We start from the raw sequence: 24,665 nt of genomic DNA, 5'->3' as shown, positions 1-24,665 counted from the left end.
GCCAAGGTCCTGGCGGGCAGGGGTCAGTCAAGGCCCTCGACGATGCGGAAGTCGCGCTCGACGCCGTCGGCGAGTACGGCCAGCGCCTCCTGGTAGGCCGCACTCTCGCGCGCCGCGACGGCCTGTTCGAAGCTGTCGAACTCGATCAGGATGGTGCGCTCGGCGGTTCCGGCGTCATGCGCCACGACACGACCGCCCCGGACGAGGACCCGCCCGCCCCCGGCCCGGACGGCCGGACCGGCCAGCTTGTTGTAGGCGTCCAGCTTCGCCTGGTCCGAAATGGTGCGGTAGGCGCTGACCCAGTAGCCCTTGGGCATGGAAACCTCCAGTGTGGGGATGCGTGCATCCGACGTACGGGTGGTCGAGCATCAGGTGGGGAACCGGTGGCCCCAGGGTTCCGCTTCCAGGAGGAGCCCGTTGGCCAGACAGCTGATGGTTCGGTACCAGCCGATCAGTACGAGCAGTTCGAGTAGTTGAGCCGCTTCGTAGTGCGTGTGCAGGGCGTCCCAGGCGGACTGTGTGAGCCGGGCCGTGTCGTCCAGTTCGTCGACGGCGTGGAGCAATGCCGTGTGGCGTGGTGACCAGGGGGCGCTGACTGCCGCGTCGGGTCGGGTGGTTGCGCGGAGTTGTTCCGGGCTGAGTCCGGCCTGTGGCGCCAGGGTGGCGGCGTGGACGCCCCATTCGTAAGCGCAGGCGGATCGCGCGGTCACGCGGGCGATGACGATCTCCCGGTCGATGGCGGGCAGGAGCCCGTGGCCCAGCAGTCCGGCGCCGAGACCGAACATGCGTGAGGCGAGCTCCGGGTTCCGGTGGAGGACGCGGAACAGCGTGAGCGGCTCGTGCGGCACACCCGGCGGCATCCATCGGCGGAGCGCCCGGTCGACGTCGGCGGTGTAGGGCGGGGTGAGCGGTTCGATGCGTGGGATCGCGACACCTCCTGCTTCGATTTCCGAATCACTATGATGCTTCGAGAAGCGAAGCGCAAGGAGGGCGTATGGAAGCCAGAGCGCCACGTCCCGGTGTGCCGGTGCGGGGGTCCGAAACGGGTCGTCCAGTGATGGCCGCACTCGACCTGCTCGGCCGGCGTTGGACGATGCGGATCCTGTGGGAACTGCGGCAAGCCCCGGTCGGCTTCCGTGAATTGCAGCGCCGATGCGAGCGCATGTCCTCCAGCGTGCTCAGCACCCGCATCGAGGAACTGTCCGGCGCCCGCCTGATCGCCCCGGACGGCGATGGCTACCGCCTCACCGAGCTCGGCCGGGACCTCGTCGAGGCGCTGAGCCCGCTGGGCGCCTGGAGCCGCCGCTGGGCCGAGGAAATGGGACCCGCTACGGCAGACGGCCCGCAATGATCACCGCATGGCCGCTCTGACCACGGCAGCGGTGCCGTGGCGAGTTGGCGACCTGGTACCCGCCGACCTGCGCCCACTCGCGGGCCGAGCCCTCGACCGCGTGGTCACCGGCCCCAGCGAGCTCCTGGAGCTCGGGGAGGAGACCGACTCGGCCGACGCGTGGCGGGACACCATCGGCCGGCTGCGGACGCCACTACTGGCCCCTTCGGGCCCGGAGACCGGGCACCTGACCCAGCCGCCGTCGTGCCCGCGGCAGGGCGGCCGTTCACACCTCTGGGTGAGGTCGGAGCGGTTCGCGGGGGTGGGGGTGGGGCGGCTGTCTAGGGTGGGTCCCGGGTGCGGGCCGTCGTTCCGATCGGCGCGTCGAGGGATGTACGGGAGCTGGTGTGGCACAGCAGCGCACGACGACACTCAGGCTGCGGCTCCGGTACCGCTTCGACCATCTGTTCTCCGGGGGAACCACCGCGCTCATCGGCTGGCTCGCCCTGGCCTGCCTGGCCGTCGTCGTTCCGGCGAGCACGGTCCTCGTCTGGTCCGACCGGGCCGCGCCCGCCACGCTGTCGGGACGGCTCACCGCGGTGTGGGTCAGCGTCGGGCAGACGCTGAAGATCGGGGGCGCGGTCGGCTCCCCGCTCTACGTCCTGGCCTCCGTGTCGCTCGCGCTCGTGGCGCTGCTCTTCGTGTCGACGCTGGTCAGCCTGATCACCACGGGCATCAACCGGCGCGTCATGTCGCTGCGCATGGGCCACTCCACCGTGCTGGAGACGCGGCACACCGTCGTACTGGGATGGTCCGACCAGGTCTTTCCCGTGATCGCGGAGCTGGTGGCCGCCAACGCCAACCAGCGCCGGTCCGCCATCGCCGTGCTCGCCCCGCAGGACAAGGCGTGGATGGAGGACGAGATCTCCACCCGGGTCGGCGACCCGGGAAGGACGCGGATCATCTGCCGCAACGGGAGCACCACCAACCCCACCGAACTCGCCCGGGTGAGTCCCGGCACCGCGAAGGCGGTGCTGGTGCTGCCGCCCACCGGGGACGCCGGTGACGGTCACGTGGTGAAGACGCTGCTCGCCCTCGACACGGCCGTGTCCGGGTCCGTCACCGGCTCCGACGAGGGGCCCGTGGTGGTCGCCGCCGTCCGCGACTCCCGTCATCACGTGACCGCCCGACTGGCCGCCGGCCCCGCGGGACACGTCCTGTGCGTCGACGACATCGTGGCCCGGATCCTCGTCTCGACGGCCCGGCAGCCCGGCCTCTCGCTCGTCTACTCGGAGTTGCTGGACTTCGCGGGGGACGAGTTCTACCCGGTCACCGCCGAGGACCTGGTGGGCCGGACGTTCGGGGAGGCGCTGCTCTCGTTCGCCACGTCTTCGGCGGTCGGCCTGCTGCACGGCGACGGGAGCGTCACCCTCAACCCCGCACCGGAAACGGCGGTCGGCCCGGCCGATCGGATCATCGTCATCTCCCGGGACGACGACACGGCCGTACGGGCGGACGTCGCCTCCCACGTGGAGGAAGGCGCGATCGTGGCGCCGGAGCCCGGGACGGGAACCGGGCCCGGCGCCGGGGCCGTTCAGGGGGAGCGGCTCCTCCTGCTCGGCTGGAACCGCCGCGCGCCGCTCGTCATCGAGCAACTCGACCAGTACGTGAGCCCGGGAACCACCCTGGACGTCGTGGCCCTCGGCCCGTACGCGGCCGCGTACGGAGCCAGGGCGGCCGCGGCGGCGCGGTCCCGACTCGACGTCCGCGTCCACGACGGCGACATCACCGACCCGCTGACCCTGGCCAAGCTGGACGTGCCGTCGTACGACGGCGTGATCGTGATCGGTGAGACGGAGCCCGCGGTCGCGGGCTGCGGTTCGCCCTCGGGCTGCGGCTCCGCCGCGGACCCGACCGGCGCGCCCCTCGCCGCGCCCCAGGCCCCGCCGCTCGCTCCGCTGCCGGATCCGGAGGCGCGGGCCGACGACAGGACGCTGGTCGCCCTGCTGCACCTGCGGGCCATCGGGGACGCCGCAGGGCGGGATCTCGTCCTGACCACCGAGATGGCCGATGACGGCAACCGGCTCCTCGCGCCGGGGCGGGGCGGCAACGACTTCGTCGTGAGCGGCCGGCTGATCAGCCTGCTGATGACCCAGATCTCGGAGAGCCCGTATCTCGCCGCGGTCTTCGAGGAGTTGTTCACCGCCGAGGGCCACGAGTTCCACCTGAAGCCGGCCACGGACTACGTCCGGGCCGGCCGCGAGGTCTCCTTCGCCACCGTCGTCGAGTCGGCGCGGCGGCGCCGGGAATGCGCGGTCGGCTACCGGCTGCGCGCGGAGAGCGCCACCGGTCCCGGCTTCGGGGTGCGGATCAACCCCGACAAGCGGCGGCGGGTCCGGTTCTCCGACGGCGACTGGGTGATCGTGCTCGCCGAGAGCTGACGTACCCGCCGGAAGCCGATCGGACCCGCCGCATGCCGACCGCGCCGCCGCACGCCGACCGCGCCGCCGTGGCGCGCCTACGCCGTGTGCACTTCCAGTGCGGCCCGCACCGCCGACTCCAGGGCGCCCTCGATCCACGCGGGCTTGATCGAGGTGTGGCATCCGGCGAAGTGCAGGTTGCCCTCGGCCCGTCGGACGTGCGGGAACAGCTCGGTGTGCTGGCCGGGCAGGAGGACGGACGCCTCGCCGTAGGCGTACGGGTCGCGCATCCAGGACTGGGTGCGCCCGACGCCGGTGTAGAACACCTCGATGCGCTGCCCGAACACCTCCTGGACCCCGGCCAGCGCGCGCGGGTAGCGCTCCTCGTCGTCCAGGGAGTCCCACTTCAGGGCGTCGTCCGACCAGCTGTAGGAGGCGAGGATGACGCCGCCGGGGCTGCCGTCGACGGGGTAGGAGGGCTGGAACATGAAGCGGTTCGGGTTGTCGGTCGCCGATCCGCCGCCGACCACGCCGGCCGCCTCGGGCTGGTCGCGCGTGACCACGCGGCAGGCCGCGTAGTGGGCGCGCTGGCCCGCGGAGATGTGGCCCCCGGGTACGGAGGGGTGGGCGCCCAGCAGGGTGCCGTCCGCCGGGGTCTGCCCGGTCTGGTACCGCCGGTACAGGCCGGGCCGCACCTCCTCCAGCTCGCGCTTCCAGTCCGCCTCGTCGAACTCCCACCAGCGGCGGCTGAATTCGAGCAGCACCTTGGTGGCGGCGTCGTAGTGCAGCTCGGTGACCGCGCGCCGCTTGCCGTACGAGAGGGCGGGGGCGATGGGGATGTGGCGCAGCCCGGAGAAGGGGACGGTGATGACGGCCGAGTCGGCGGTGAAGGTCTCGCGCCGCACGGGGCTGCCGTCCCGGCCCTCGGAGACGGTCTCGACGGAGACCTCCCCGGCGCCGTGCGTGATGCGGGTGGCCCGGCGGTCCAGCCGTACGAGGTCCTTGACGCGGGCGTACATGGCGTCGGCCAGCGTGGCAGTGCCGCCCGGCAGTTCGTAGAAGGCGGTGTCGGGGCTGATCAGCGAGGCGCCGATGAAGCTGTGGACGAAGGCGAGGTGCAGGCGGGAGGTGAGGTTCTCGACGGTTCCGATCAGGTCGATGGTCCGCTCGTCGAGCCTGGCCTCCTCCGTCAGGAATCGATACATCGACATGTGGCCGTAGCGCTGGATGACGCGCGCCCAGCCCTCGACGAGTTCCTTGTCCTGCTTGCCCTCGATCTCCTTGCGTACGGGGGCGAACGCGTCGCGGACGATCTGCGCGGCGGGGCGGGATTCGTAGGCCTTCGGCACGCCGAAGGAGCGGTTGAGCGCCTGCGGAGCGCGTGCGTAGTCGGCGCGGCGGACGCGGATGCCGTTGACGTAGATCCACGTCCGGTAGGCGGGGCGGCCGGCCCCGTCGACGTCCACCAGGTAGAAGCGCCGGCGCTTGAGGCCGAGGCCGTCCATCAGCCCCGTCACCAGGGGGTGGCTGTCGGGGATGCGCATCGCGCCGGCCTCGGCGTACTGCTTCGGGTCGGCGAAGGGCTGGGCCGCCTTCTCGTGGCCGCCGGAGCGGAAGGTCTTGATCCGGCCGCCCACCCGGTTGGCGTTGGCCTCGATGACGGTGACCTGGTGGCCGGCTTCGCGCAGGAGGTGGGCGGCGGTGAGGCCGGCCGGCCCGGCGCCGACGACCAGCACTTTCTTGGCGGGGCGGCGGGAGCGGGGCAGGCCGTTCTTGAGCAGGATGTCGGCGTAGCGCGGCACGAGCGGCTGGTCGTGCTCGTCCCGTACGAGGACGGCCCGGGCGATCGTGAGGCAGGTGCCCCAGTCGGTGACCGCGGCGCCGGCGGGGGCGGCCTGCGAGGTCCCGGCGGAGGTGGCGGCGACGGTCACTCCCGCGGCGGTGGCGACGGCGGCCGCGCCGGCGATGACCGTACGGCGGGAGGGCTGACGGGAGGGGGAGGGGGCGGTGTCGCCGGGGGCGTCGGGGGTACCGGAGTCGCCCTTGGGATCCATGATCATGGCGCAACTCTCGCGGCCGCGAACCTGCGGGAGCCGCCAGAACGCCCCTGTGGGGACAAGGACCACCCGGACGTGGGTCGGGCGCCGTTCTGCTGACGAACTGGGTTTCGGACCGGGGTCGTTGGGGTCGGCCCGACCGGGGGATCGCGCAGCCGGTCAGTCGTACGGCAGTGGCTCTATCTCCAATCCGCGTTGTTTCTAGAATGGCCGGATGGAGGACATCGAAGCGATCGCGGCGTTGCAGGACCCGGTACGCCGCCGCCTGTACGAGTACGTCGCCGCGCAGGGCCGGGAGGTCGGCCGCAACGAGGCCGCCGAGGCGGCGGGGGTGGCCCGCACGCTCGCCGCGCACCATCTGGACAGGCTGGCCGAGGCCGGGCTGCTCGACAGCGGCTCCCGCCGCCTGACCGGGCGTACGGGGCCCGGGGCGGGCCGCCCCGCCAAGGTGTACACGCGGGCGCGGACCGAGCGGTCGGTGTCGCTGCCCGCCCGCGACTACCGCACCGCCGCCGAACTGCTCGCCGAGGCGGCGGAGGAGGCCGGGCTCGACGCCGGGCTGCGCGCGGCCGCGCGGCGGAGGGGCGAGGCCCTGCGCGGTGCGGCGGCGCCTTGCGCGGGGCTCGAAGAGGCCATGGAGGTGCTGGCCTCGCGCGGCTACGAACCCCACCTGGAGCGGGCGGGAAGTAGTGACCCCGATGAGGCGGCGGGGTATGGGGCGGTGGCCGACGAGGTGGGGACGCCTTGCCCGGTCTCCCCGGCCGCCCCCGTCGTCCGCATGCGCAACTGCCCTTTCCATGCCGTTGCCGAGCGCTTCCCGCCCCTCGTCTGCGGCATGAACCTCGCTCTGCTGGAGGGACTGATCGGCGTGGACGGCCCGGTACGGGCGCGCATGGATGCCCGGCCGGGGGAGTGCTGCGTGGTGCTCCAAGCTTCTATCAACAATGAACATTGACATAGAAATGGAGGCCGTGCTGGGATGAGGCCATGACCGCATCAGCGTCCCCGCAGCCGGCCCACCTTGCCCAACTCAACGTCGCCACAATCCGGTTCCCCCTCGACGACCCGCGCGTCGCGCCGTTCGTCGAGATGCTCGACCCGGTCAACAGCGCCGCCGACGGCGCTCCCGGCTTCGTGTGGCGTCTCGTCGAGGAGGGCGCGGCCGACGCCACCGGCATGCGCCCCGCCGGGGAGAACGTCATCGTCACCCTGTCGGTGTGGGAGACCAGGGAAGCGCTGTGGGACTTCGTTTACCGCAGCGGGCACCTGGAGGCGATGCAGGGGCGGCGTGCGTGGTTCGAACGGCACGTCGAGGCGCACCTGGTGCTCTGGTGGGTCCCGGCCGGCCATCGCCCGACCGTCGATGAGGCCCTGGAACGGCTGGCGGAGCTACGGGCGCACGGGCCGTCCCCCCGCGCGTTCACCTTCGCCTCCGCCCATACCGCGGCCGAGGCGGCCCACCACCCTCGGGCCGCCCTCACCCCCGCGTGCGGGGGACAGGCCGGCTGACCTGCGAGGTGCCCGGGGCTGCTCACGTACGGGCGAAGGTGCGCAGGTCGTCATTGAGGCGCTCCGCATGCGTCGCGAACAGTCCGTGGCCCGCGTTCTCGTACACGTGGAGCGTCGCGCCCGGGATCAGCGCGGCTGCGCGGCGGCCCGTGAGTTCGATCGGGGCGGAGGCGTCGGCCGAGCCGTGCACGACCAGGACCGGGCAGTCGATCTTCGCCATCTCCGGTGCGAGGTTCAGCGTGACCAGCAGGTCGTTGAGGGCCGTCCCGGCCCGTGCCGTCGCCCCCTGGCAGAGGTTCACCATGTGCGCCACGTACGCGTCCGACACCGCGGGGCCCGGAAGCCCGCGGGCGAAGAAGGCGTCCGCCCCGTCGGTGAAGAACTTCGCGCGGTCCTGCCGGAAGGTCTCGTTGAACGCGCGGACGAGCTCCGGGTCCAGGCCCTCCGGGTGGTCCGCGGACCGGGCCGGGCCCGGTGCGACCCCGCTGACGAGAACCGCCCGGGCCACCCGTCGGCCGCCCGCGAGGGTCAGGTGGCGGACGACCTCGACGCTGCCGAACGAGTGCCCCACCAACGTGACGTCGAGCAGGTCCAGGTGGTCGAGCAGGGCGCCCAGGTCCCCGGCCAGCGTATCGAGGTCGAAGCCGCCCCAGGCGTCCTCCGACCTGCCGTGCCCCCTGCGGTCGAAGCCGACGCACCGGAACCCCTCGGCCGCCAGCGGCAGCATCTGGTACTCCCACATCTCGCTGCTGAAGTAGGAGCTGTTGACGAAGACGATGGCCGGGCCGCTCGCCGGACCGTAGTCGACGAAGTGGAGGCGGGCGTGATCGGCCGTGGACTCGAAGTACGGCATGACGGAGGTCCCTTCGCGAGGCGGTTGTGGGGGCGTGGCACCATCCTCGCCCGGTGTCCCGGGCCGGGCCATTACCGGCGAGGTCATGGCGGGGACGGCTGCGCGGTGTCGTGCGCCGGCCATCCGGGCATGCCCGAGACCGAGCATGCCGAAGGGGCGCCTTCGTGCGTGTGCAGTCCGCGCGGACTTCCCCAACATGCAGCGCATGGCGGATCACTGACGGGCATTCAGTAAGCGGTTCGGAGGTACTACAGTTCGCCATGCCCCTGACACTTCGCCACTTCGCCCTCCCCGGGTGGCCGCACCCGCCACCCGCCGACGGCACGGACCCCGAAGGGGGCCACCAGCACATGACCAGCCCGGACGGTGCGGGACCCGACTACGACGTCGTCATCAGCGGAGCCGGCCTGGCGGGCAGCGCCGCGGCGATCCTGCTCGCCCGACGCGGTGCCCGCGTCGCTCTCCTGGAACGCCGCTCGGACCCGGACGCGTACAAGGTGCTGTGCACCCACTCGCTGACGGCCAACGCCCATCCGGTGCTGGCCGAACTCGGCCTCGTACCCGACCTGGAGAAGGCGGGAGCCGTCCGCAACGAGGCGCGTTGGTACACGCGTTGGGGCTGGATCGAGCCGAAGGCCGCGGCGGCGGGCCCCGCGCTGCCGTACGGTTACAACATCCGTCGCAGCGTCCTCGACCCGCTCATCAGGTCCTGGGCGGCCGGCACCCCGGGCGTGGACCTGCTCCTCGGCCACCGGGTGACCGCTCTGGTCCGGGAAGCCGGGCGGACCGTAGGGGTGCGTGCGTCGACGGGGGTGGGCGAGCGCGATATCCGGGCCCGCCTCGTGGTCGGCGCGGACGGCAGGGACTCGGCCGTGGCGAAGCTCGCCGGGGTCCCCACCCGGCTGCACGAGAACGGCCGGTTCGGCTACCTCGCGCACTTCCGCGGGCTTCCGCTGGCCGGCGGGATCGGCCAGACCTGGTTCCTGGAACCGGACATGGCGTACGCGTTCCCGAACGACGACGGTGTCACGGTCCTCGCGGTGCTGCCCGACAAGCAGTGGCTGCCGGCCTTCCGGGAAGACCTGGAGGGCAGCTTTCTCGCCTTCGTCCGCGCGCTTCCGCAGGCGCCGCCCATCGACTCCGCCGAGCGGGTCAGCAAGATCATCGGGACTGTCGACTACCCGCTCGTCAGCCGCAGGCCGACGGCGCCGGGCGTGGCGCTGATCGGGGACGCCGCCCTCACCGGCGACCCCTTGTGGGGAGTGGGCTGCGGATGGGCCCTGGAGTCCGCCCGATGGCTGGCGGAGGCGGTCGCTCCCGCGGTGGTGGGCGATCCCGCGGTCGCGGGCCCCGTCGGCCCCGCCGACGTCGCCCACCTCGACCGGTCGCTCACCGCGTACGCCCGCAGGCACCGGCGCCGGCTGCGCGGCCATCAGGCCCTGGCCGCCGACTACGCCAGATCCCGCCCCTTCAACCCCGGGGAACGGCTGATGTTCTCGGCGGCGGCGCGCGACGAGGCGATGGCACGGCACATGTACCTGTTCGGCACTCGCGTGATCAGTCCGCAGCGCTTCCTGAACCCGCTGGCCCTGGCCAAGGCTGCCGCCGTCAACATCAGGCACCGCCGGGCCGCCGCCGGCGCGGCCGCCGAGGGGACGCGGCCCGCGGGATAGTCCGGGCGGAGCCGGGCCCGGCGGCGCGCGTGCGGTCGGCCCCAGAAAGCCGACGGCAGCGGTGTCCGACGGATCCATCGCACAGCGGGCCGTGGCCGAATCTGACAGAACCTCGTCATTGCGGCCATCATGGTCGGCCGAAATGATCAGAGCATGCCCCTACCCCTCCCGCACACGGTCGTCATCGTGGCCTTCGCCGGTGCCGAACTCCTCGACGTCACCGGCCCGGCCGAGGTGTTCTCGGTCGCCACGCGGGTCGCCGGCCCCGACCGCCGCGGGTACCTCGTACGGATCGCCACGGCCGACGGTGGCCCGGTGGCCACCTCCAGCGGCGTACGGCTGATGGCGGACCTGGCGCTCGACGAGGTGCGCGGCGGGGTCGACACGCTGCTCGTGGCCGGTGCGGTCACCATGGTCGGCGACCGGGTGGAGCCCGTGATCGACGGTGCGGTCACCGCCTGGCTGCGCGATGCGGCGCCGCCGACGCGCCGGACCGGGTCGATCTGCGCGGGAGCGCACCTGCTGGCCGCGGCGGGTCTGCTGGACGGCCGGTCCGCCACGACCCACTGGCTCACCGCTGCCCGGCTGGCCGCCGACCATCCGCGGGTCACCGTGGATCCGGACCCCATTTTCATCCGGTCCGGGAGCGTGTGGACCTGCGCCGGTGTCACCTCCGGGCTCGACATGGCGCTGGCGATGGTCGCCGAGGACCACGGCCAGGCACTCGCCCTGTCCACCGCGCGGATGATGGTCATGTACGTCAAACGTTCCGGCGGGCAGAGCCAGTTCAGCGTCCCGCTGTCCGCCCCGGCCGCGTCGGGCGACCGGATCGACGAGCTGCGCGTGTGGATCGCCGACCACCTCACCGACGACCTCTCCACGGAAGCCCTGGCCGCACGGACGCACCTCAGCGTGCGCCATTTCTCCCGGCTGTTCCGGCTCCGCACCGACGGCACGCCGGCCGCCTACGTGGAATCCGCCCGCCTCGAAGCGGCCCGCCGACTGCTGGAGGAGAGCGACGGCAGCCTGCCGGAGATCGCCGCCGCCAGCGGTCTCGGCTCGGTGGAGACGCTGCACCGCTCCTTCCAACGCCGCCTGGGCACCACTCCCGCCGAATACCGGCGCCGCTTCCGCTAGCCACCTGCACACCCGCCCCGGCCGCCGGTCGCCCGGCGGATTTCCGGCACGCCCGCGAGGGCCGCATCCGTCACTCACCTCATGGAGGACGCCATGTCCCGTACGAAGGTCATCCCCATCCCGGTCATGGGCCGAACGGCCATCAACGCCTACTTGCTCCTGGGCCGACGGCCGGTGATCGTCGACGCCGGGACACCCGGCAGCGGTCGGAAGATTTACGACCGCGTCACCGCGCACGGAGTGGACCCCCGGGACGTCTCGCTGATCGTCATCACGCACGGGCACATCGACCACTTCGGCTCCGCGGCCGAATTGCACCGCCTCACGGGCGCCCCGGTCGCCGGCCACGTCGCGGACCTCGGACCGTACCGCAGCGGCCGCGTCCGCGAACCGTACCTGCCCACCGGCCCGATGGGACGCATCATGAACCGGAGCAAGGACCTGCACGTCCAAGCAGAACCCCTCGACCCGGACGTCCTGATCCACGGCGAAACATCCCTGGAGGACTTCGGCATCGCGGCCCGCATCATGCCCACGCCCGGACACACCGCCGGGTCGGTCTCCGTCCTCACCGATGACGGGGATCTGGTCGCCGGTGACCTGGTGGCGAACTCCTTCATGGGCCTCATCCCGGGCAGACCGGCCAATCCGCCCTTCCACGACGACCCGCAGCGCAACCTCACCAGCCTCCGCGAGATGCTCGCCCTCAACCCCACCAGACTCCACGTCGGCCACGGAGCCCCGCTGGAACCCGACCGCGTCCGACGCTGGGCCGACGGAGAGTCCGACCGCCTGTCCCGCCTCGAAGCGGCCGGCCGGATCACCACCCGCGCCACCATCCGACCGTGAGCGCCCGCAGGCCGTCCGCCTCCCTGCCCCAGGCGTAGCAGGCGCACCAGCCGTACCAAGGGACGCCGACACACGCGGTCGCGGCGGATCCGGGACGCGGTCGGCCGGGGACCGCTCCCGTCGGCCCGGGCCGCGCGGGCCGTGCCAGCCGTGCCCCGCCGCCGCACGTGGCGGGCCGTACGTCGCGTACGGCCCGCTCGCGCGCGTGCTCGACCGCCCGGTAGACGGAGCGTCGCAGCTGGGCAGTATGGCCAAGCGGGTACGCAGCCCCGAGTCAGTCGAACCAAACGACAAGGCGTACGTTCTCGGCTCCGTGGACCTCGCTGAGGATGCGCATGACGCTCCAGACCCGGCCCCGGTCGATGTCGGTTCCTGCGGCCGAGGCGCGGGTTCGTGTGCCTGAGTCGTTGGTCTCCTGCCAGTCCGTGGTGTCCAGCTCGGCCCGGGGCAACCAGGTGGTCCCGTGTGCGTAGTGGGGCCCCACCGCAGGCGGAGAACGCACCCGGCATTCGATCATTCCGCTGACGTCGGTCGACATGGAGAGATCCTGCCTGCGCGGGCCAGGAGCCGGCATCTCCGATTTCGCGCGCGGGCGTACGTGGCTCGGTCGAGGCGGGCTCGGCCGGATCCGTAGGCCGCATAGTGGCGCCTCCGGCGCGGTTCCGGCCCATGACAGCGCCCTCACGGTCCATCGCGGGCTAGGAGGTGTAGTAGACCGCCAGCACCGGTCCGTCCCCGAGGCTGCTGTCCGGCGCGAGCCACCGGGAGCGTGATCTCGACAGCATGGGACGACGAGGCGGCCCGCATCACGGCGCTGGTCGCCCGGATGACACCTCCTGCCGATGCCGAACGGACGGAGAACTTCCGCTTCATCGACGAGGTGACCACGCTCCTGGCCTCGCGCTACGGAAAACTGGGCCTGCGGCTGGGACCGGGCGACCCACAATGGCGGACCTGTCGCCGCTTGGTACTGCGATGCGCATTCGGCGGGAGAGGCGCAGGAGACCGCCGCGCGGGTGGTGGCCTCGCTGCTGGAATCGCGTGACTGGCTGGAGGACATGGCCGAGCGATTCGAGCAGCTCACCCCGTCGCGCTCGTTGGCTCTTCCGCCGGGGTGCTGTCCTGACCTGTGTCCATGAGTGTTTGGATGGTGGAGTTTTGCCCCGATATGGCCGTCCAGAGTCCGGTCGCTGGAGTGCCTTTCGGCCCGCTTAAGCTCCGATCATGGAGCTGTGCGAGCGGTGGGCGGAGTGGAACAGGCTGCGGGGCCGGGTGCCTGAGTGGCACCCGGTCGGGGTGGTGGTCGATGCCGAGGGGCCGGTCGTGCGCCGGTACTACGGGACGCATGGCACCGTCGAGCACTCCCCCCTCGTGCCCGGGACGGACATCGCCGGGCTGGTGCGCGTCCAGCAGGAGGCGTTCGCGGAACGCGGTGAGCCGGTGGAGTGGAAGGTGTGCGGGCATGACTCGCCGGGCCCCTGCCCGATGAGGAGCGCGGTACCCCGCCCGCAGAAGCGGCCGACCGTCCGGCGGAGCCGCCCCGGCAGGGGGTGTGCAACCTGTACGGCGTACGGGATCAGGCCGAGCGGGCGTGGAAGGTCGCCGTCGGATCCACGGGACCCCACGCGGTGCCCTACGCGGAGATGATCGCGGACGGCGCCTCGGATTACGGTGGCGTGTTCATAGAGGTCCTGTTGGAGGACGGCCTCGTCGTCGCCGTCGCCTGGGTGCATGCCGAAGGACGCAGTACCTTCGCCCTCGTGGGCGGTCTGACCCGGGACGACGCGGATTTCGTCACGGTCTGTACGGACGGATGGCGCAGGCTCTGGTCGGGCAGGGCCCTCCTCGCGGAGGCCGATGGGCCTCTGCGTGCGCGGCTCCTGGAGGCAGGGTTCAGCGAGGCCGCCACCGTCCGCTCTTACCATTGGAGCCCGCCGGGCGCCCGCGAGACGACGCGTCCCGCACGATTCCTCGACTGGCTTCACGACGACGGCCCGTTGTGGGACCGCTTCTACACGGACTTCAACTTCAAGCCGGGCACCACATGCCGGCCCGCGATCACAGATCCCTCCCCTTCGGCCGTCTGGAACCTGCACTCCCACCACCGCCTCGCCCCGGACCTCCCCGCGGAGCTCGACGCGATCGTCCGCCGCGGACTCCTTGCCGCCACCGAGCCCGGGGAGCTCGTGTGCTGGCCGGACTGGCAGCATGACGGCTACCGCTACGACCCCCGCCGCACCGACTCCCCCGGACGGCCACCCCGGCCCGGCAAGGGCACGTACCCCAACGGCGACTACTACCTACATCTCACGCACGACCTGCGCCTGGGCACCTTCGGACACCCCTGGGAACTGGCACTGACCGTCTGGGGGCCGACACTGCTCGCCGCCGTCGAGGCGGAGCTGACCGACCTGCTCGGAGAGCCGGTCAGGCACCGCCACTGAGCGCACCGGCACGGTCGCCGCATGGCTCCACGAGCACCCCGGCGCCGGGATCATCTGCCGAGACCGCCTGATGAGGTGCTCACCCTCGGCTGCACCGGCGGACACCACGTCGTGCACGCTACGTAGGTCGGAGTCGCGCGTCCGCCTCGCCAGGGAATTCGAACACATGTTTTACTTGGTGGATGGAACTGTTCCGCTTCCCCGATGACCTGGTGGCGCTCCAGGGCTCGTGGCTCGATGCGTACGCCGCCTTGGCCCAGGCGCCCTCCGGGGTCGGTACGACCGTGCTTCGGCGGCGCCTGGTCGTCCTCTCCTGTCGGCTTCATGCGCATCCGCACTGGACCGCGCCCGGTGGTTCGCGCGGTACCTGGGCGGAGCTGCGACGGCAGGCGCGCGCCCGTGGGTGGGCCGCTGCCGCGTGAGCCCCGACGAGGGTGCGGCGCGACCCGTACATGCCTTCCCCGAGGACTTGGTCCGACTGCAGCAGGACTGGATCCGGACGTACAACCGGCTCGCCCATCGCCCCGCCACGGGCGCTGCCGAGCTGCGGGCCGAGCTGTTCGCCCTCACGCTGCGGATCGATTCCCACGGCCACTGGCGCACCACCGGCTGGAGCCGGCTCGGCCGGCTCCGGCTGTGGAAGGCCGCTCAGGAGGGGCCCGGCGGGGTGCGCGAGGTGAGAGTGCGGTGGGCGGGCGGCGCGTTCGTGATCACCGGGGCGGAGGGTGGTCCGGGTGAGGAGCCCGGTGAGCAGCCGGAGGAGTGAGCCGCGCGAGCATCACGGGCTGATCCGGGGGCCGCTCCCCGCCTGGGGCGGTGGCGCGGGCGCGGCCACGTCGGTGTACGCCTCCCAGATCAGCGGAGGGAAGGCGCTGCCCCGCGCGGAATCCGGGCCGCCCACTCCCTGCATGGGGAGCAGCTGCGGCACGTCGGGCTTCGTACGGAACATGACGACCGAGGTGCTCAGTTCCGTCGTCGCGCCGATGAACCAGGCCGAGTTCATGCGGTCGTTCGGACCGGTTCCGCCCGCCATGAACGGGACGTGGGTCCGCTGGTCCTTCGGCGGTCCGACGACGCGCCAGCCCACTTCGCGGAGGGCGGAGCCGACGATCGAGGCCGCGTCGGAACTCATCGCCCGGCGCGGTTTCGCCGCGCCCAGGCCGTCCACCGCGACGCCGTGCCGCTCGACCCTGGTCACCGAGTAGGGCTCGGTGGCCCGGCCCTGGTTGACGAAGGTCGTGTAGGCGCTGGCCAGCCGCACGGCGCTGGGGGTGGAGGTGCCGATGGAGAAGGTCGGCTCCAGCTTGGCCATGCTGTCCTCGCGCAGCCCCGACGAGACCGCGAGCTCCTTGACCGCCTTCAGCCCGATCTTCTTCCCGGCCTCCACGAACGGCGTGTGGTCGGAGCTCACCAGGGCCTTGTGGAGCTCTGCAGCTGCCGTCCCCGGCCCGCTCGGCCGGATCGCCCCGGGTTTGCGGGGGGCCGGGCCCTCGCCGTCGGCGGAGCGTTCGCCGCCGACGGACTCCGCCTCCAGGGCGGCGGCGAACACGAAGGGTTTGAACGCCGAGGCCGCGGGGACGCCGGACGTGTCCGCGTTGTTGGTGAAGTGCTCGATCGCGTCCGAGCCCCCGTAGACGGCGACGACCGCTCCGTCCTTGGGGCGTATCGAGGCGGCGCCGACCTGCACGAATTGGTCCTCCGCGCGCTTCTTCGGGTCGAGCCGCTCCGCGCGCACCTGCTCGACGGCCTTGGTGAGCGCGACTTCCTTGTCCTTCTCGAAGGTGGTGTGCACGGCGTAGCCGCCGCTCGCCAGATCCTTGTCCGTGATCCCGCCGCGGCTCTTGAGGTACTTGTTGGCGATGTCGACCAGGTAGCCGGTCTGACCGGCCTGGCTGGTCGGCTTGGCGGGAGGCTTCGGCTCGGGGAACCGCGTGTACTTCGCGCGTTCCCCGGCGCTCATCGAACCCGTGGCGACCTGCCGGTCGAGAATCCATGCCCAGCGGTCTTCGGCGCGTTTGTGGTTGTTGGCGCCGAGGGACGGATCGAAGCTCTCCGCGCCTTTGAGGACAGCGGCCAGCAGGGCGCCCTGGCTGGGGTCCAGGTCCTTGGCGGGGATGCCGTAGTACGCGTAGGCGGCGGCCTGGACGCCGTACGCGTCGCGGCCGAACCACGAGGTGTTGAGGTACCCCTCCAGGATCTCTGCCTTGGGCCGCTGGTTGCTGACCTTGAGGGAGAGGAAGAGTTCCTTGATCTTTCGCTGGACGGTCTGGTCCTGGCTCAGGTAGGTGTTCTTCACGTACTGCTGCGTGATCGTCGAACCGCCCTGCGTCTCCTTGCCCTTGACGATGTTGAGGGCGGCGCGGCCGATGCCCGTCACGGAAACGCCGGAGTCGCTGTAGAAGTCCGCGTTCTCGGCCGCGATGACAGCGGCCTGGACGGATTCGGGCACCTGCGAGAGCTGCACGTCCTGCCGGTTCACCTCGCCGACGCTCACCATCCGGCTGCCGTCCGCCCAGTAGTAGACGGTGGCCTGCCGCCGCGCGGAATCGTGTGCGTCCGGGATCTCGACCTGTAGGTAGATGGCGGTGAAGAGGCCGGCGAGGGCGCCGGTGAAGAGCAGGAAGAGGCCGGAGGCCAGCTTCCAGGAGGGTGTCCAGCGGCGCCGGCCGCGTCGGCCGTGCCGGGGGAAGTCGATGAGGCGGCGCCGGGCCTTACGGCTGCCTGACCCGTGGCTCTTTCTTCGATCCGTGGCCGTCTCGCGGTCCGTACCGTGGCTCGTCCCGTGGTCCGCCCCGCGGCGCATCCCTCGGCGCGTGCGGGACCGGGCGCGGTCCGGCGCTTCCCTGCGCTCCGGGCTGCTGGGGTCGTCCGTACGGGCGGTTCGAGCCGCGCGGCGTTTTCGGGGCAGCCTCATGGGGATGCGGACCTCCTCGGTCGCGATCCGTCACTTCGGGGCGGTGACGGACTCGACCGGAGAGATGATCATCTGACGGTAGTGGTTGGGTGGTTCACTAAATCTCCTTATATGACAGGGAGGGTGGACTGTCCGTTTCCCGTGGGCGGGACGGGGGAGTCACCAGGGCGGCTGCGCGGGGGCCTGGGCCGAGCAGGGGTCGCCCGCAGTTCCCGTAGGAGTTCCACGATGAGGTCCGGTCGCCCTACGAAGGGAGAGTGGCCGGTGTGCCACTCGCGCGTTTCGGTGCAGCGCGCGGCCATCCGTTGCTGGAGGCCCGGGTCGATGGCGCGGTCATGTGCGCAGACGACGTACGTCGAGGGGGTGTGCTTCCAGCCGTGGTGCTCCGGGACTCCCCGTCCGCAGCCGGGGGCTTGCGTACGCAGAAGGCCGATCGCCTGCGCGGCCAGGAGTTCGGGGCAGTCGTCGTAGAGGGCGTGGGCGGCCCGTTCGGGGTGGAGGCTGGTCGCACCGTCGGGCTCGGCGACGATCGCGTCCCGCAGCTGCGGGGACGCGCCGCCCAGACCGGCCGCGCTCTCACCGGCGTCCGGCACGAAGGCCGCCAGGTAGACGAGGTGCCCCGCGCCCCGCACCCCCGTGATCACCGACCCTCCGTAGGAATGACCGAGGACGATCGCAGGCTCCGGCAGTGCGTCGACGGCGGCCTGAACGGCGGCTGTGTCAGCGCGCAACGAGCCGCGGTGCAGCTCGGGCGCGACAGTTTCGATCCCAGCGGCCCGCAGGCGCTCCGCGACCGCGTCGAAGTGCTCCGGACGGTGGTACAGGCCGTGAACGAGCACCACAGCGGCCAACTCGCCCGCCCCCTCGGATCGGTGTCAGGTCAGTGAGCGTATCTCCGGTCCTGGACAGGTCATCACGCGGCGCCGGGACGGGCCGATGGTGTTCGTGGCCGGGCCGTCGGGTCAGTCCGTCGTGCCGAGGGCGCTGTCGCGCCGTGCGTACCAGCGCAGGGAGTCGCGGATGCCGTCTTCCAGGGTGTGTTCGGCCTTCCAGCCGAGGAGTTCGCCGGCGAGGGCGACGCGCGCGAAGGCGCCGGCCGTGTCGCCGGGGCGGCGGGCGGTCTCCGTGGTGGGGAGGGGGGTACCGGTCACCGCTTCGAAGGCGGTGACGAGTTCGCGGACGGTGGTGCCGCGGCCGGTGCCGAGGTTGATCACGCGGTACGGCTCGTCGCGGGTGATGGCGTCGAAGTTCCGGACGGCCTTGACGTGGGCGGCGGCGAGGCCCCAGACGTGGATGCAGTCGCGGATGCCGGACCCGTCGCGGGTGGGGTAGTCGGTGCCCCTCAGAATCCGGCGCTGCCCGCGATCAGCACCCTCAAGGTTTCTTCCGCAGTGCGTCCGCGGGCGTTCGGAACTTCGGTTCCTTCCGGCGCGGGGCCGAAGATCCCGGACCGGAACGGACGGACCGGCCCGTTCCGGCCCGGGTCGGCCGGCGACCGGCGTGCCGAGGCCATAGATCAGGGGCAGGTCTCTTCGATCTTGGCGACCGTGAAGGACACGGGCCGGCCGGTCAGGGCGGCGCCGGGCTTGGGGTCCTGCGTGCACACCTTCCAGTTCGACTCCTGGAGCACCACGCGGCTCTGCACCGCGTCCTTCACGGTGATGCTCGCGTTGGAGGGCAGGGCGCCGCGGACCGCCTTCATGCCCCGGCCGACGAAGTTGGGCATGGTGTCCCCGGCGGGCTTCGGGCCCGGCGCGTCGGTCGCGGGGCAGGTCTCTTCGAGCTTGACCGTCCCGAAGTCGACGGTGGTGCGGGTGTCGACGCTCGCCGCGGCGGCGGGGGTCTGCGAGCACACCTTCCAGTTCCGGTCGAGGGCCTGGCGGCGGTCGCGGCCGAGCGCGTCGTGGGACTTCAAGGTGTAGAACCCGGCGGCCTGCGCCTCGTCCTGGGCGGTTTGCAGACCCTTGCCGACGAGGTTCGGGAGAGCGGCGGCCTTCGTGGCGGCGGGGGCGCTGCCCGCGGGCGTCGACGTCGCCGCGCCCGGGGCAGTGGCGGGCTTGTTCGAGGTCGTCGTGCTCTGCGGACCGCAGGCGGTGAGGGCCAGGGCGGCGACGGCCGCGAACAGGGCGGTGGTGTGATGTGTGCGCATCGTGCCATATTCGGCTGAGTGGAGCCGCTGTGTGGGCACTGTGACCGGTCTGTGACGCTCGACAGCCGCCGTCGCCCTCGCCGTTGGCCCGCGGAGGGGTCGGCCTGCGGAGGGCCGGCCTGCTTCATGATCGCGAGCGGCCCGCACGGCTCCGGGCACCGGATCTACGGCACCGTCTACAACTACGACAAGCACTACCTGCAGGGCAAGAGCGAGATGTGCGTGTGACGGACCGCCCGCGGACCGTGTGCCTGCTGCACTGGCACGACCGGCCCCCCTACGGGCTGACCGTGCTGGGCCTGGCCGCGGACCGCCTGCGCGAGGCGGAGGAGGCGGCGGGGACGGCCCTGGCCGGCCTGCCCCTCCCCGCCTCGTGGCAGGACGCGGACCCGGAGCTGCGCCGGAGCCTGGTCGCCGCGTGCCGGCCGGTGCCGGTCCTCCGCGCGTGGCACGTGAGCGACGACCGGCCGGACACGGACGCGGTGCGCGCCCGGCGGGACTGCCTGCGGGCGCTCGCCGCGGAGTGGCCCGGGGCCGAGCCGGTGCCCGGCCAGGACCGGCTGCCGGGGCTGAACGCCCTGCTCCGCCTGACGGCGCTGGTGTGCCGGATGCCGCCCGGCGTCCGGCTCGACGCCGAGGAGGACCTCCTGGACCTTTACGACACGTACACCGGGGGCGGTCTGTGAGCCCACCCGCTTCCCTGTGACCACAGCCGCCCCCGGCCGGAACCTCCGGCCGGGGGCGGCCGTCGTTCGCGGGCGGCCCGGGTGCTTCCCGTCGGCTCGGGCGGGTAGCCGGGGCATGACGGCACGCTCGACAGCGAGGCAAGGAGCAGCAGTGATCACTCAGGAACAGCTCTCGTCCCTGACCGGCTACACGATGCGGACGGACCAGGGCCAGCACGTGGGCCGCGTGGAGTACCTCCTGGTGGACGACACCACCGGGAGGCCCGAGTGGGCCCGGATCACCGACCCGGCCTCGGGCCTGGGCGGGGTGTTCGTTCCGCTGCGCCGGGCCGAGCTGGAGGACGGGGTCGTGGTGGTCCCGTACCCGGTGGCGATGATCGAGCAGGCGCCCTGTGCGGCGCTGGACTGCGGCAGCGTGCTCTCCGTGGCGGAGGAACAGCAGCTGTTCGGCCACTACGGCGTGCGCGACCCGCGCGACGAGGTCAACGCGGAGAGCGGTACGGGCTGGAGCGCGATGGACCGGGCGAGCGCCATCCGCGAGGGCACGACCGGCCAGGAGCACGCCGCCTCCCGCCTGCGCCCGGTGCGGCCGGGGGAGTGACCCCCTGGCCCGGCGTCCGGGGGGCGACCTGCCCCGCCCCCCGGCCGGGGTGTCACGTCAGCTCGGTGCGGGGGTCGATGACCCAATGGTGGGTGCGCAGGACGCGGTCGGCGAAGGTGACGTCCTCTTCGCCCAGGAGCCGGAAGCCGAGCGACCGGCAGATGCCGTTCGACGGGCCGTTGGTCGTCGCGGGGAACGCGTGCACCTCTCCCCAGCGGTCCTCTCCCCGGGCCAGTTCGAGCAGCGTGCGGACGGCCCGCTTGCCCAGGCCCCGCCCCTGGAAGGCGGGCAGCACCATCCAGCCGATCTCGGTGATCAGCCGGCCGCCTTCCTCGTGCGACCACAGGGTCACGGTCCCCGCCACGACCGCCGGGTCGTTCCCGTCGGGGAGGATCATCTTGATCCACTGGCTTCCCCCGGCGGCGCTCCCGACATCGCGCGCGACCTTCTCCGCCATCCCCTCCGCGGGAAGCGGGCCCCCGAGGTCGGCCATCATGGCCGGGTCGCACCGCATCCGCACGTAGGCCTCGACATCGCCCGACTGCACATCACGCAAACGCACTCTCTCGCCCTCCGCCGGCCTGCCCGCCAAGGCCCCCGCGCTCACGCGGCAGCCTCCAAGGACGCCACGCCACAGGCCCGTTGCGGGGCGACCGGCTGCGCGGCTTCCGGTGGACCGGTGGGGTGCGGGCCCCTGCCGGGGTGCGGCAGGGGCCCGCGGGGTCACTTCAGGTGCCGGGCGAAGAACTGGGCCGCGGCGTCTCCGGCGTACCGGGGGACGCCGGTGTGGCCGCCCATGTTGGCGTGCAGGGTCTTCTCCTTGGAGGCGAAGGCGTCGAACAGGTCCAGGGCCGCCTGCCGGTCGTTCCCCTCGTCGTCCCACTGGAGCAGGACGTGCAGCGGGACGGTGACCCGCCCGGCCTCCTCGAAGGAGCTGCGGGGCACGAAGCTGCCGGCGAAGAGCGTGGCGGCCGCGATGCGCGGCTCGACCGCCGCCAGCCGGATGCCGATGGAGATCACGCCGCCCGAGTACCCGACCGGACCGTCGATCCCGGGCAGCGACAGGAGGGCGTCCAGGGCGGCCCGCAATTCCGGGACCGCCTCGTCGACCAGGGGGAGGACGAGGGCGTCGACGATCTCGTCACCGACCGGCTCACCGGCCTGGAGGGCCCGCCTCAGGTCGGCCCGGGCCTGATCGACGACGGGCAGCCGGGGCCGGTCCCCGCTTCCGGGGAGTTCGAGCGTGGCCGAGGCGAAGCCGTCCGCGGCGGACTGCCGGGCCCGTTCCACCAGCCGCGGGCGCATCGCGCTCAGCCCGAGGGGAGGGGTGCCGAGGAGGATCAGGGGTGTCGGCGCGGGCGCGGAAGCGGGCGTCCAGAGGATGCCGGGAACGTCACCGAGGGTGAACCTGCGTTCGAGGACGCCGTCGTCGAGGCGCTGCTCGGAAGTGAAATGCATGGTCGTGCCTTTCGGGAGTGCACTGGAACGGCGCTCCCGGACGACCTGCCTATCGCCCGACCGTGACCCCGGAGGGGAGCACCCATGTCGTTACTGCGTTCACGGGTACCACCTCCTCGGTCTCTTGCACGGCTTCCGGAAAGGTAGCAGCGCTCACCCCGCTCCGCCAACGGGTTTGCGGCCCCCTCACCGGCCAGAGCGCTTTACCCGTTATGCGCGGATAGTCTGGGTGATGTGATCGAGTCCGGACGGCCGCGGCTTCGTCGGCGCCCCGAGCCGGGAAGACTTGTGCGACTGTCGCCGGTCGTCCTGACCGTCGTCATCGCCGGCCTGGCCTACGCCACCCCGCCGGAGATGGCCTTCAGCCGCCTCCTCCCGGCGGCGCCGGCGCTCGCCGCCGCCATGTGGCCGGTCCTGCCGACCGTCCTGCTCGGGACGGTCTGCCTGCTCCTGATGATCGGCCTCAGCCTCGTCTTCCCCGACCTGGGGACCTGGTGGACGGCGGCGGGGATCATCGCGGTCACCGTCGCGGCCGCGTACGGGAGCCACGCCCGGCTGGAGCGGGAACGTACGCTCTTCCAGGTACGGCTCGTCGCCGAGGCCGCGCAGCAGGTGGTGCTGAGCCCCCTGCCGCATCGCATCGGCACCATCGAGATCGAGTCGCTGTACCTCGCGGCCGCGGCCGAGGCGCGCATCGGCGGGGACTTCTACGAGGTGGTCGACACGCCCCACGGGGTGAGGCTCCTCATCGGGGACGTGCGGGGCAAGGGCCTGCCGGCCGTGGGGGCGGCCGCCGCCATCGTCAACGCCTTCCGGGAAGCGGCCTACGGCGAGACCGGCCTGGTCGAGGTGGCACGGAGAATGGACGCGAGCAGCACCCGCTACAACGCCGGGTTTCCCCCCGAGGGGCCGATGGAGCGCTTCGCCACGGCCCTCCTCGTCGAGATTCCGCACGAGGGCAGCCGCATCAGCATCCTCAACTGCGGGCACCCGCCGCCACTACTCTCGAGCCGTACGGGCCTGCGCGTCCTGGACTCGGTCAGCCCCTCGCCGCTGCTCAGCCTCGCCGAGCTGATCGGTGATCAGTACTCCGTGGACACCTTCGAGTTCGCCGTCGACGACCTGCTGCTCCTGTACACCGACGGGATCGCCGAAGCCCGCGCCCGCGACGGCGAGTTCTTCCCGCTGGCGGCCTGGATGGGCCGCCAGCCCCCGACGCCGCCGCGCGAACTGCTCACCGCGCTGCACCGCGACCTCCTCCGCTACAGCAGGGGGCGCCTCGACGACGACATCGCCGCACTCGCCGTACGTCTACGTGCGTCGTGAGCTTCTACCCGCGCCGGTTCTGCGGGGACCCGCGCGGGCTCACGGCGCCCCGAGCACCTGGTCGAAGTAGCCGGGCCCGGTGGGGGGCCGGACCCGGGGCGCGTCCGTGTAGCGGTGGGTCCGGGTCTGCCAGGCGTGGTAGCCGCTCATCCACGCGCCCATGGTCTCGACGTACGCCTCCACCGCGGCCCGTTCCCCTGCGTCCAGACCGAGTTGGGAACACAGCCCGGGGACCTGGGGGGCCAGTTCCACGAACCGTGCGACGAGCCGGTGGACTTCGGCGCGTGCCTCTTCGACGGCCTCCGCGCGCGTACAGCGCCGTTCGTGCTCGATGACGAGGACGAGATTGTCCATGTCGCCGCGCGCCTCCTCCTTTTCGAGGGAGTAGACGTCGTTGCACATGAACGTGACGTCGATGGCGGCCCGGCGCATGATCCGCAGCTGCGGGCTGTGGAAGGCGGCCGGCGGAACGGTGATGCCGGCGGTCCTCTCGCCCAGGCAGAGCGGCAGGTCGGTGCCCGCGATGCCGCGGCGGACCTGGAGATAGGTCTCCCGGTCGCCGGGTGTCCCGCGGAGGCGGCCCACGGCCTCGTGGGCCTGGGTGGCGAAGTAGTACTCCCATGCCTGCGCGCACCGCGCCGCCCAGCCGGGAGCGGCGCCGTCGGCGCAGCGCGCCCAGAGGTCGGCGAACGCCGTCGAGCACCCGTCCGCGCCGGCGCCGGGACGAGCGCCGTGGACGATGTCGATCAGCCTCTGGCACACCGCCGCGGACCGGGCCGGATCGAGGCCCAGCGCTCCGTCGAACTGGTCGTCGAAGACGAAGAAGAACGCCATCGCGTCCGCGCACAGGTCCAGCGCGGTGCCCCGGGCGCAGGGAAAGCCCAGGGCGGCCAGGCGGGGCATGTCCCACGACGCGTACCACCGCAGCGAACGGCCCTCCCCGACCAGCCCGGTCTCCGCGACCCACGCCAGGTTCCGCTGCCGCGCCGCCTCCAGGTCGGGGCTGAGGGCGACCGGGAAGGGCAGGTGGAACTCGACGTCCTGGGGCATGTGTCCTCCGTGCGGGCGGCGCGGGGCGGCGCAGTCCCGCACCGGCTTCGGAGGGTGGCACGGCGCCCGCCGGCGGACAAGGACGCCTGCCGGACACCGCACTAGACACCGGTGGTGAGGGCGAGCCAGTCGCCGTCGAGGTAGTTCTTCTTCCAGGTGTCGAGCTGTTCGGTGGTGATCTTGTACTTCTTGGCGATCTTCTCCTGGTT

Annotated in this window: 26 protein-coding genes and 1 pseudogene; 15 read left to right on the top strand and 12 right to left on the bottom strand. The window is 72.3% G+C overall.

The annotated features are described in order from the left end of the window. Positions 1-23: 23 nt before the first annotated feature. Both ABZY31_RS26870 and ABZY31_RS26865 read right to left on the bottom strand, forming a co-directional pair. The gene (locus ABZY31_RS26870; RefSeq protein WP_356415009.1) at positions 24-317 is read right to left on the bottom strand and encodes a DUF1330 domain-containing protein; all 294 of its coding nucleotides are present in this window, start codon (positions 315-317) and stop codon (positions 24-26) included. A 51-nt stretch (positions 318-368) separates the two neighbouring features. Then, positions 369-926: a carboxymuconolactone decarboxylase family protein gene (locus ABZY31_RS26865; RefSeq protein ID WP_356415043.1), complete on the bottom strand. Its 558-nt coding sequence runs from the start codon at positions 924-926 to the stop codon at positions 369-371. Positions 927-994: 68 nt separating this feature from the next. Here ABZY31_RS26865 and ABZY31_RS26860 point away from each other — a divergent pair, with 68 nt between their 5' ends. The 3 genes and pseudogenes from ABZY31_RS26860 to ABZY31_RS26850 all read left to right on the top strand — a co-directional run bounded on the left by ABZY31_RS26860 (position 995) and on the right by ABZY31_RS26850 (position 3,771). After that, positions 995-1,351 (top strand): helix-turn-helix domain-containing protein, encoded by a 357-nt coding sequence (locus ABZY31_RS26860; protein ID WP_356415006.1) that lies wholly within the window; start codon positions 995-997, stop codon positions 1,349-1,351. A 7-nt stretch (positions 1,352-1,358) separates the two neighbouring features. Then, a pseudogene (locus tag ABZY31_RS26855) lies at positions 1,359-1,508 on the top strand (hypothetical protein); the annotation flags it as partial. A gap of 229 nt (positions 1,509-1,737) precedes the next feature. After that, positions 1,738-3,771 carry an NAD-binding lipoprotein gene (locus ABZY31_RS26850; RefSeq protein WP_356415004.1) on the top strand — a complete coding sequence of 678 codons (2,034 nt, stop codon included), beginning with the start codon at positions 1,738-1,740 and terminating at the stop codon, positions 3,769-3,771. A 77-nt stretch (positions 3,772-3,848) separates the two neighbouring features. On the opposite strand, the gene ABZY31_RS26845 is transcribed toward ABZY31_RS26850, so the two are convergent. After that, complete coding sequence (locus ABZY31_RS26845) at positions 3,849-5,810, bottom strand: FAD-dependent oxidoreductase (protein ID WP_356415001.1); 1,962 nt, start codon at positions 5,808-5,810, stop codon at positions 3,849-3,851. A 211-nt stretch (positions 5,811-6,021) separates the two neighbouring features. Between ABZY31_RS26845 and ABZY31_RS26840 the strand changes: the two genes are divergently transcribed. Beyond that, positions 6,022-6,762 carry a transcriptional regulator gene (locus tag ABZY31_RS26840; protein WP_356414999.1) on the top strand — a complete coding sequence of 247 codons (741 nt, stop codon included), beginning with the start codon at positions 6,022-6,024 and terminating at the stop codon, positions 6,760-6,762. 32 nt (positions 6,763-6,794) lie between these two features. Continuing rightward, complete coding sequence (locus tag ABZY31_RS26835) at positions 6,795-7,316, top strand: DUF3291 domain-containing protein (RefSeq protein WP_356414996.1); 522 nt, start codon at positions 6,795-6,797, stop codon at positions 7,314-7,316. Between the two features lie 22 nt (positions 7,317-7,338). Here the strand turns inward: ABZY31_RS26835 and ABZY31_RS26830 are convergent, their stop codons facing one another. Beyond that, positions 7,339-8,169, bottom strand: a complete 831-nt coding sequence (locus tag ABZY31_RS26830) for an alpha/beta hydrolase (RefSeq protein WP_356414993.1) — start codon at positions 8,167-8,169, stop codon at positions 7,339-7,341. Positions 8,170-8,429: 260 nt separating this feature from the next. Between ABZY31_RS26830 and ABZY31_RS26825 the strand changes: the two genes are divergently transcribed. The 3 genes from ABZY31_RS26825 to ABZY31_RS26815 all read left to right on the top strand — a co-directional run bounded on the left by ABZY31_RS26825 (position 8,430) and on the right by ABZY31_RS26815 (position 11,828). Next, complete coding sequence (locus tag ABZY31_RS26825) at positions 8,430-9,842, top strand: NAD(P)/FAD-dependent oxidoreductase (RefSeq protein WP_356414990.1); 1,413 nt, start codon at positions 8,430-8,432, stop codon at positions 9,840-9,842. Positions 9,843-9,995: 153 nt separating this feature from the next. Beyond that, complete coding sequence (locus ABZY31_RS26820) at positions 9,996-10,979, top strand: helix-turn-helix domain-containing protein (protein ID WP_356414988.1); 984 nt, start codon at positions 9,996-9,998, stop codon at positions 10,977-10,979. A 93-nt stretch (positions 10,980-11,072) separates the two neighbouring features. After that, positions 11,073-11,828, top strand: a complete 756-nt coding sequence (locus ABZY31_RS26815; protein ID WP_356414985.1) for an MBL fold metallo-hydrolase — start codon at positions 11,073-11,075, stop codon at positions 11,826-11,828. Between the two features lie 274 nt (positions 11,829-12,102). On the opposite strand, the gene ABZY31_RS26810 is transcribed toward ABZY31_RS26815, so the two are convergent. Beyond that, positions 12,103-12,366, bottom strand: coding sequence for a hypothetical protein (locus ABZY31_RS26810; protein WP_356414982.1), 264 nt, complete (start codon positions 12,364-12,366; stop codon positions 12,103-12,105). Positions 12,367-12,597: 231 nt separating this feature from the next. Here ABZY31_RS26810 and ABZY31_RS26805 point away from each other — a divergent pair, with 231 nt between their 5' ends. The 4 genes from ABZY31_RS26805 to ABZY31_RS26790 all read left to right on the top strand — a co-directional run bounded on the left by ABZY31_RS26805 (position 12,598) and on the right by ABZY31_RS26790 (position 15,038). Beyond that, on the top strand, positions 12,598-12,873 hold the full coding sequence (locus ABZY31_RS26805) for a hypothetical protein (protein ID WP_356414979.1): 276 nt from the start codon (positions 12,598-12,600) through the stop codon (positions 12,871-12,873). A gap of 505 nt (positions 12,874-13,378) precedes the next feature. Next, positions 13,379-14,272, top strand: a complete 894-nt coding sequence (locus ABZY31_RS26800; RefSeq protein ID WP_356414977.1) for a DUF2716 domain-containing protein — start codon at positions 13,379-13,381, stop codon at positions 14,270-14,272. A gap of 182 nt (positions 14,273-14,454) precedes the next feature. Continuing rightward, positions 14,455-14,694 carry a hypothetical protein gene (locus ABZY31_RS26795; RefSeq protein ID WP_356414974.1) on the top strand — a complete coding sequence of 80 codons (240 nt, stop codon included), beginning with the start codon at positions 14,455-14,457 and terminating at the stop codon, positions 14,692-14,694. Continuing rightward, positions 14,691-15,038, top strand: a complete 348-nt coding sequence (locus tag ABZY31_RS26790) for a hypothetical protein (RefSeq protein WP_356414971.1) — start codon at positions 14,691-14,693, stop codon at positions 15,036-15,038. Before ABZY31_RS26795 ends, ABZY31_RS26790 begins: the two co-directional genes overlap by 4 nt. A 12-nt stretch (positions 15,039-15,050) precedes the next feature. Here ABZY31_RS26790 and ABZY31_RS26785 read toward each other — a convergent pair whose 3' ends face one another. The 4 genes from ABZY31_RS26785 to ABZY31_RS26770 all read right to left on the bottom strand — a co-directional run bounded on the left by ABZY31_RS26785 (position 15,051) and on the right by ABZY31_RS26770 (position 19,335). Then, entirely contained in the window at positions 15,051-17,186 is a 2,136-nt protein-coding gene (locus tag ABZY31_RS26785; RefSeq protein WP_356414969.1) for a transglycosylase domain-containing protein, read from the bottom strand. A 107-nt stretch (positions 17,187-17,293) separates the two neighbouring features. Next, a complete protein-coding gene (locus ABZY31_RS26780) occupies positions 17,294-18,037 on the bottom strand; it encodes an alpha/beta hydrolase (RefSeq protein WP_356414966.1) in 744 nt (247 codons plus the stop codon). 111 nt (positions 18,038-18,148) lie between these two features. Continuing rightward, complete coding sequence (locus ABZY31_RS26775; protein ID WP_356414964.1) at positions 18,149-18,400, bottom strand: hypothetical protein; 252 nt, start codon at positions 18,398-18,400, stop codon at positions 18,149-18,151. 302 nt (positions 18,401-18,702) lie between these two features. After that, positions 18,703-19,335 carry a hypothetical protein gene (locus tag ABZY31_RS26770; protein ID WP_356414961.1) on the bottom strand — a complete coding sequence of 211 codons (633 nt, stop codon included), beginning with the start codon at positions 19,333-19,335 and terminating at the stop codon, positions 18,703-18,705. 224 nt (positions 19,336-19,559) lie between these two features. Here ABZY31_RS26770 and ABZY31_RS26765 point away from each other — a divergent pair, with 224 nt between their 5' ends. Next, positions 19,560-20,021, top strand: a complete 462-nt coding sequence (locus tag ABZY31_RS26765) for a hypothetical protein (RefSeq protein ID WP_356414958.1) — start codon at positions 19,560-19,562, stop codon at positions 20,019-20,021. Positions 20,022-20,172: 151 nt separating this feature from the next. Continuing rightward, positions 20,173-20,622 (top strand): PRC-barrel domain-containing protein, encoded by a 450-nt coding sequence (locus ABZY31_RS26760; protein WP_356414956.1) that lies wholly within the window; start codon positions 20,173-20,175, stop codon positions 20,620-20,622. A 52-nt stretch (positions 20,623-20,674) separates the two neighbouring features. Here the strand turns inward: ABZY31_RS26760 and ABZY31_RS26755 are convergent, their stop codons facing one another. Then, positions 20,675-21,184: a GNAT family N-acetyltransferase gene (locus tag ABZY31_RS26755; protein ID WP_356414953.1), complete on the bottom strand. Its 510-nt coding sequence runs from the start codon at positions 21,182-21,184 to the stop codon at positions 20,675-20,677. 161 nt (positions 21,185-21,345) lie between these two features. Next, positions 21,346-22,080 carry an alpha/beta hydrolase gene (locus ABZY31_RS26750; RefSeq protein ID WP_356414950.1) on the bottom strand — a complete coding sequence of 245 codons (735 nt, stop codon included), beginning with the start codon at positions 22,078-22,080 and terminating at the stop codon, positions 21,346-21,348. A gap of 288 nt (positions 22,081-22,368) precedes the next feature. On the opposite strand from ABZY31_RS26750, the gene ABZY31_RS26745 reads away from it, so the two are divergent. Beyond that, complete coding sequence (locus ABZY31_RS26745; protein ID WP_356414947.1) at positions 22,369-23,406, top strand: PP2C family protein-serine/threonine phosphatase; 1,038 nt, start codon at positions 22,369-22,371, stop codon at positions 23,404-23,406. A gap of 39 nt (positions 23,407-23,445) precedes the next feature. Here ABZY31_RS26745 and ABZY31_RS26740 read toward each other — a convergent pair whose 3' ends face one another. Beyond that, entirely contained in the window at positions 23,446-24,456 is a 1,011-nt protein-coding gene (locus tag ABZY31_RS26740; RefSeq protein ID WP_356414945.1) for a terpene cyclase, read from the bottom strand. Positions 24,457-24,665: the final 209 nt, after the last annotated feature.

Source organism: Streptomyces sp. NPDC006529, assembly GCF_040611795.1.
Classification (GTDB): Bacteria; Actinomycetota; Actinomycetes; order Streptomycetales; family Streptomycetaceae; genus Streptomyces.
This window is presented reverse-complemented; position numbering and strand designations above follow the sequence as displayed.

Bases quoted from the DNA above. Each gene is read 5' to 3' on its own strand.
- ABZY31_RS26870 (WP_356415009.1), bottom strand. From the start codon at position 317: ATGCCCAAGGGCTACTGGGTCAGCGCCTACCGCACCATTTCGGACCAG.
- ABZY31_RS26860 (WP_356415006.1), top strand. From the start codon at position 995: ATGGAAGCCAGAGCGCCACGTCCCGGTGTGCCGGTGCGGGGGTCCGAA.
- ABZY31_RS26845 (WP_356415001.1), bottom strand. From the start codon at position 5,810: ATGATCATGGATCCCAAGGGCGACTCCGGTACCCCCGACGCCCCCGGC.
- ABZY31_RS26840 (WP_356414999.1), top strand. From the start codon at position 6,022: ATGGAGGACATCGAAGCGATCGCGGCGTTGCAGGACCCGGTACGCCGC.
- ABZY31_RS26835 (WP_356414996.1), top strand. From the start codon at position 6,795: ATGACCGCATCAGCGTCCCCGCAGCCGGCCCACCTTGCCCAACTCAAC.
- ABZY31_RS26830 (WP_356414993.1), bottom strand. From the start codon at position 8,169: ATGCCGTACTTCGAGTCCACGGCCGATCACGCCCGCCTCCACTTCGTC.
- ABZY31_RS26825 (WP_356414990.1), top strand. From the start codon at position 8,430: ATGCCCCTGACACTTCGCCACTTCGCCCTCCCCGGGTGGCCGCACCCG.
- ABZY31_RS26820 (WP_356414988.1), top strand. From the start codon at position 9,996: ATGCCCCTACCCCTCCCGCACACGGTCGTCATCGTGGCCTTCGCCGGT.
- ABZY31_RS26815 (WP_356414985.1), top strand. From the start codon at position 11,073: ATGTCCCGTACGAAGGTCATCCCCATCCCGGTCATGGGCCGAACGGCC.
- ABZY31_RS26810 (WP_356414982.1), bottom strand. From the start codon at position 12,366: ATGTCGACCGACGTCAGCGGAATGATCGAATGCCGGGTGCGTTCTCCG.
- ABZY31_RS26795 (WP_356414974.1), top strand. From the start codon at position 14,455: ATGGAACTGTTCCGCTTCCCCGATGACCTGGTGGCGCTCCAGGGCTCG.
- ABZY31_RS26785 (WP_356414969.1), bottom strand. From the start codon at position 17,186: ATGAGGCTGCCCCGAAAACGCCGCGCGGCTCGAACCGCCCGTACGGAC.
- ABZY31_RS26770 (WP_356414961.1), bottom strand. From the start codon at position 19,335: ATGCGCACACATCACACCACCGCCCTGTTCGCGGCCGTCGCCGCCCTG.
- ABZY31_RS26750 (WP_356414950.1), bottom strand. From the start codon at position 22,080: ATGCATTTCACTTCCGAGCAGCGCCTCGACGACGGCGTCCTCGAACGC.
- ABZY31_RS26740 (WP_356414945.1), bottom strand. From the start codon at position 24,456: ATGCCCCAGGACGTCGAGTTCCACCTGCCCTTCCCGGTCGCCCTCAGC.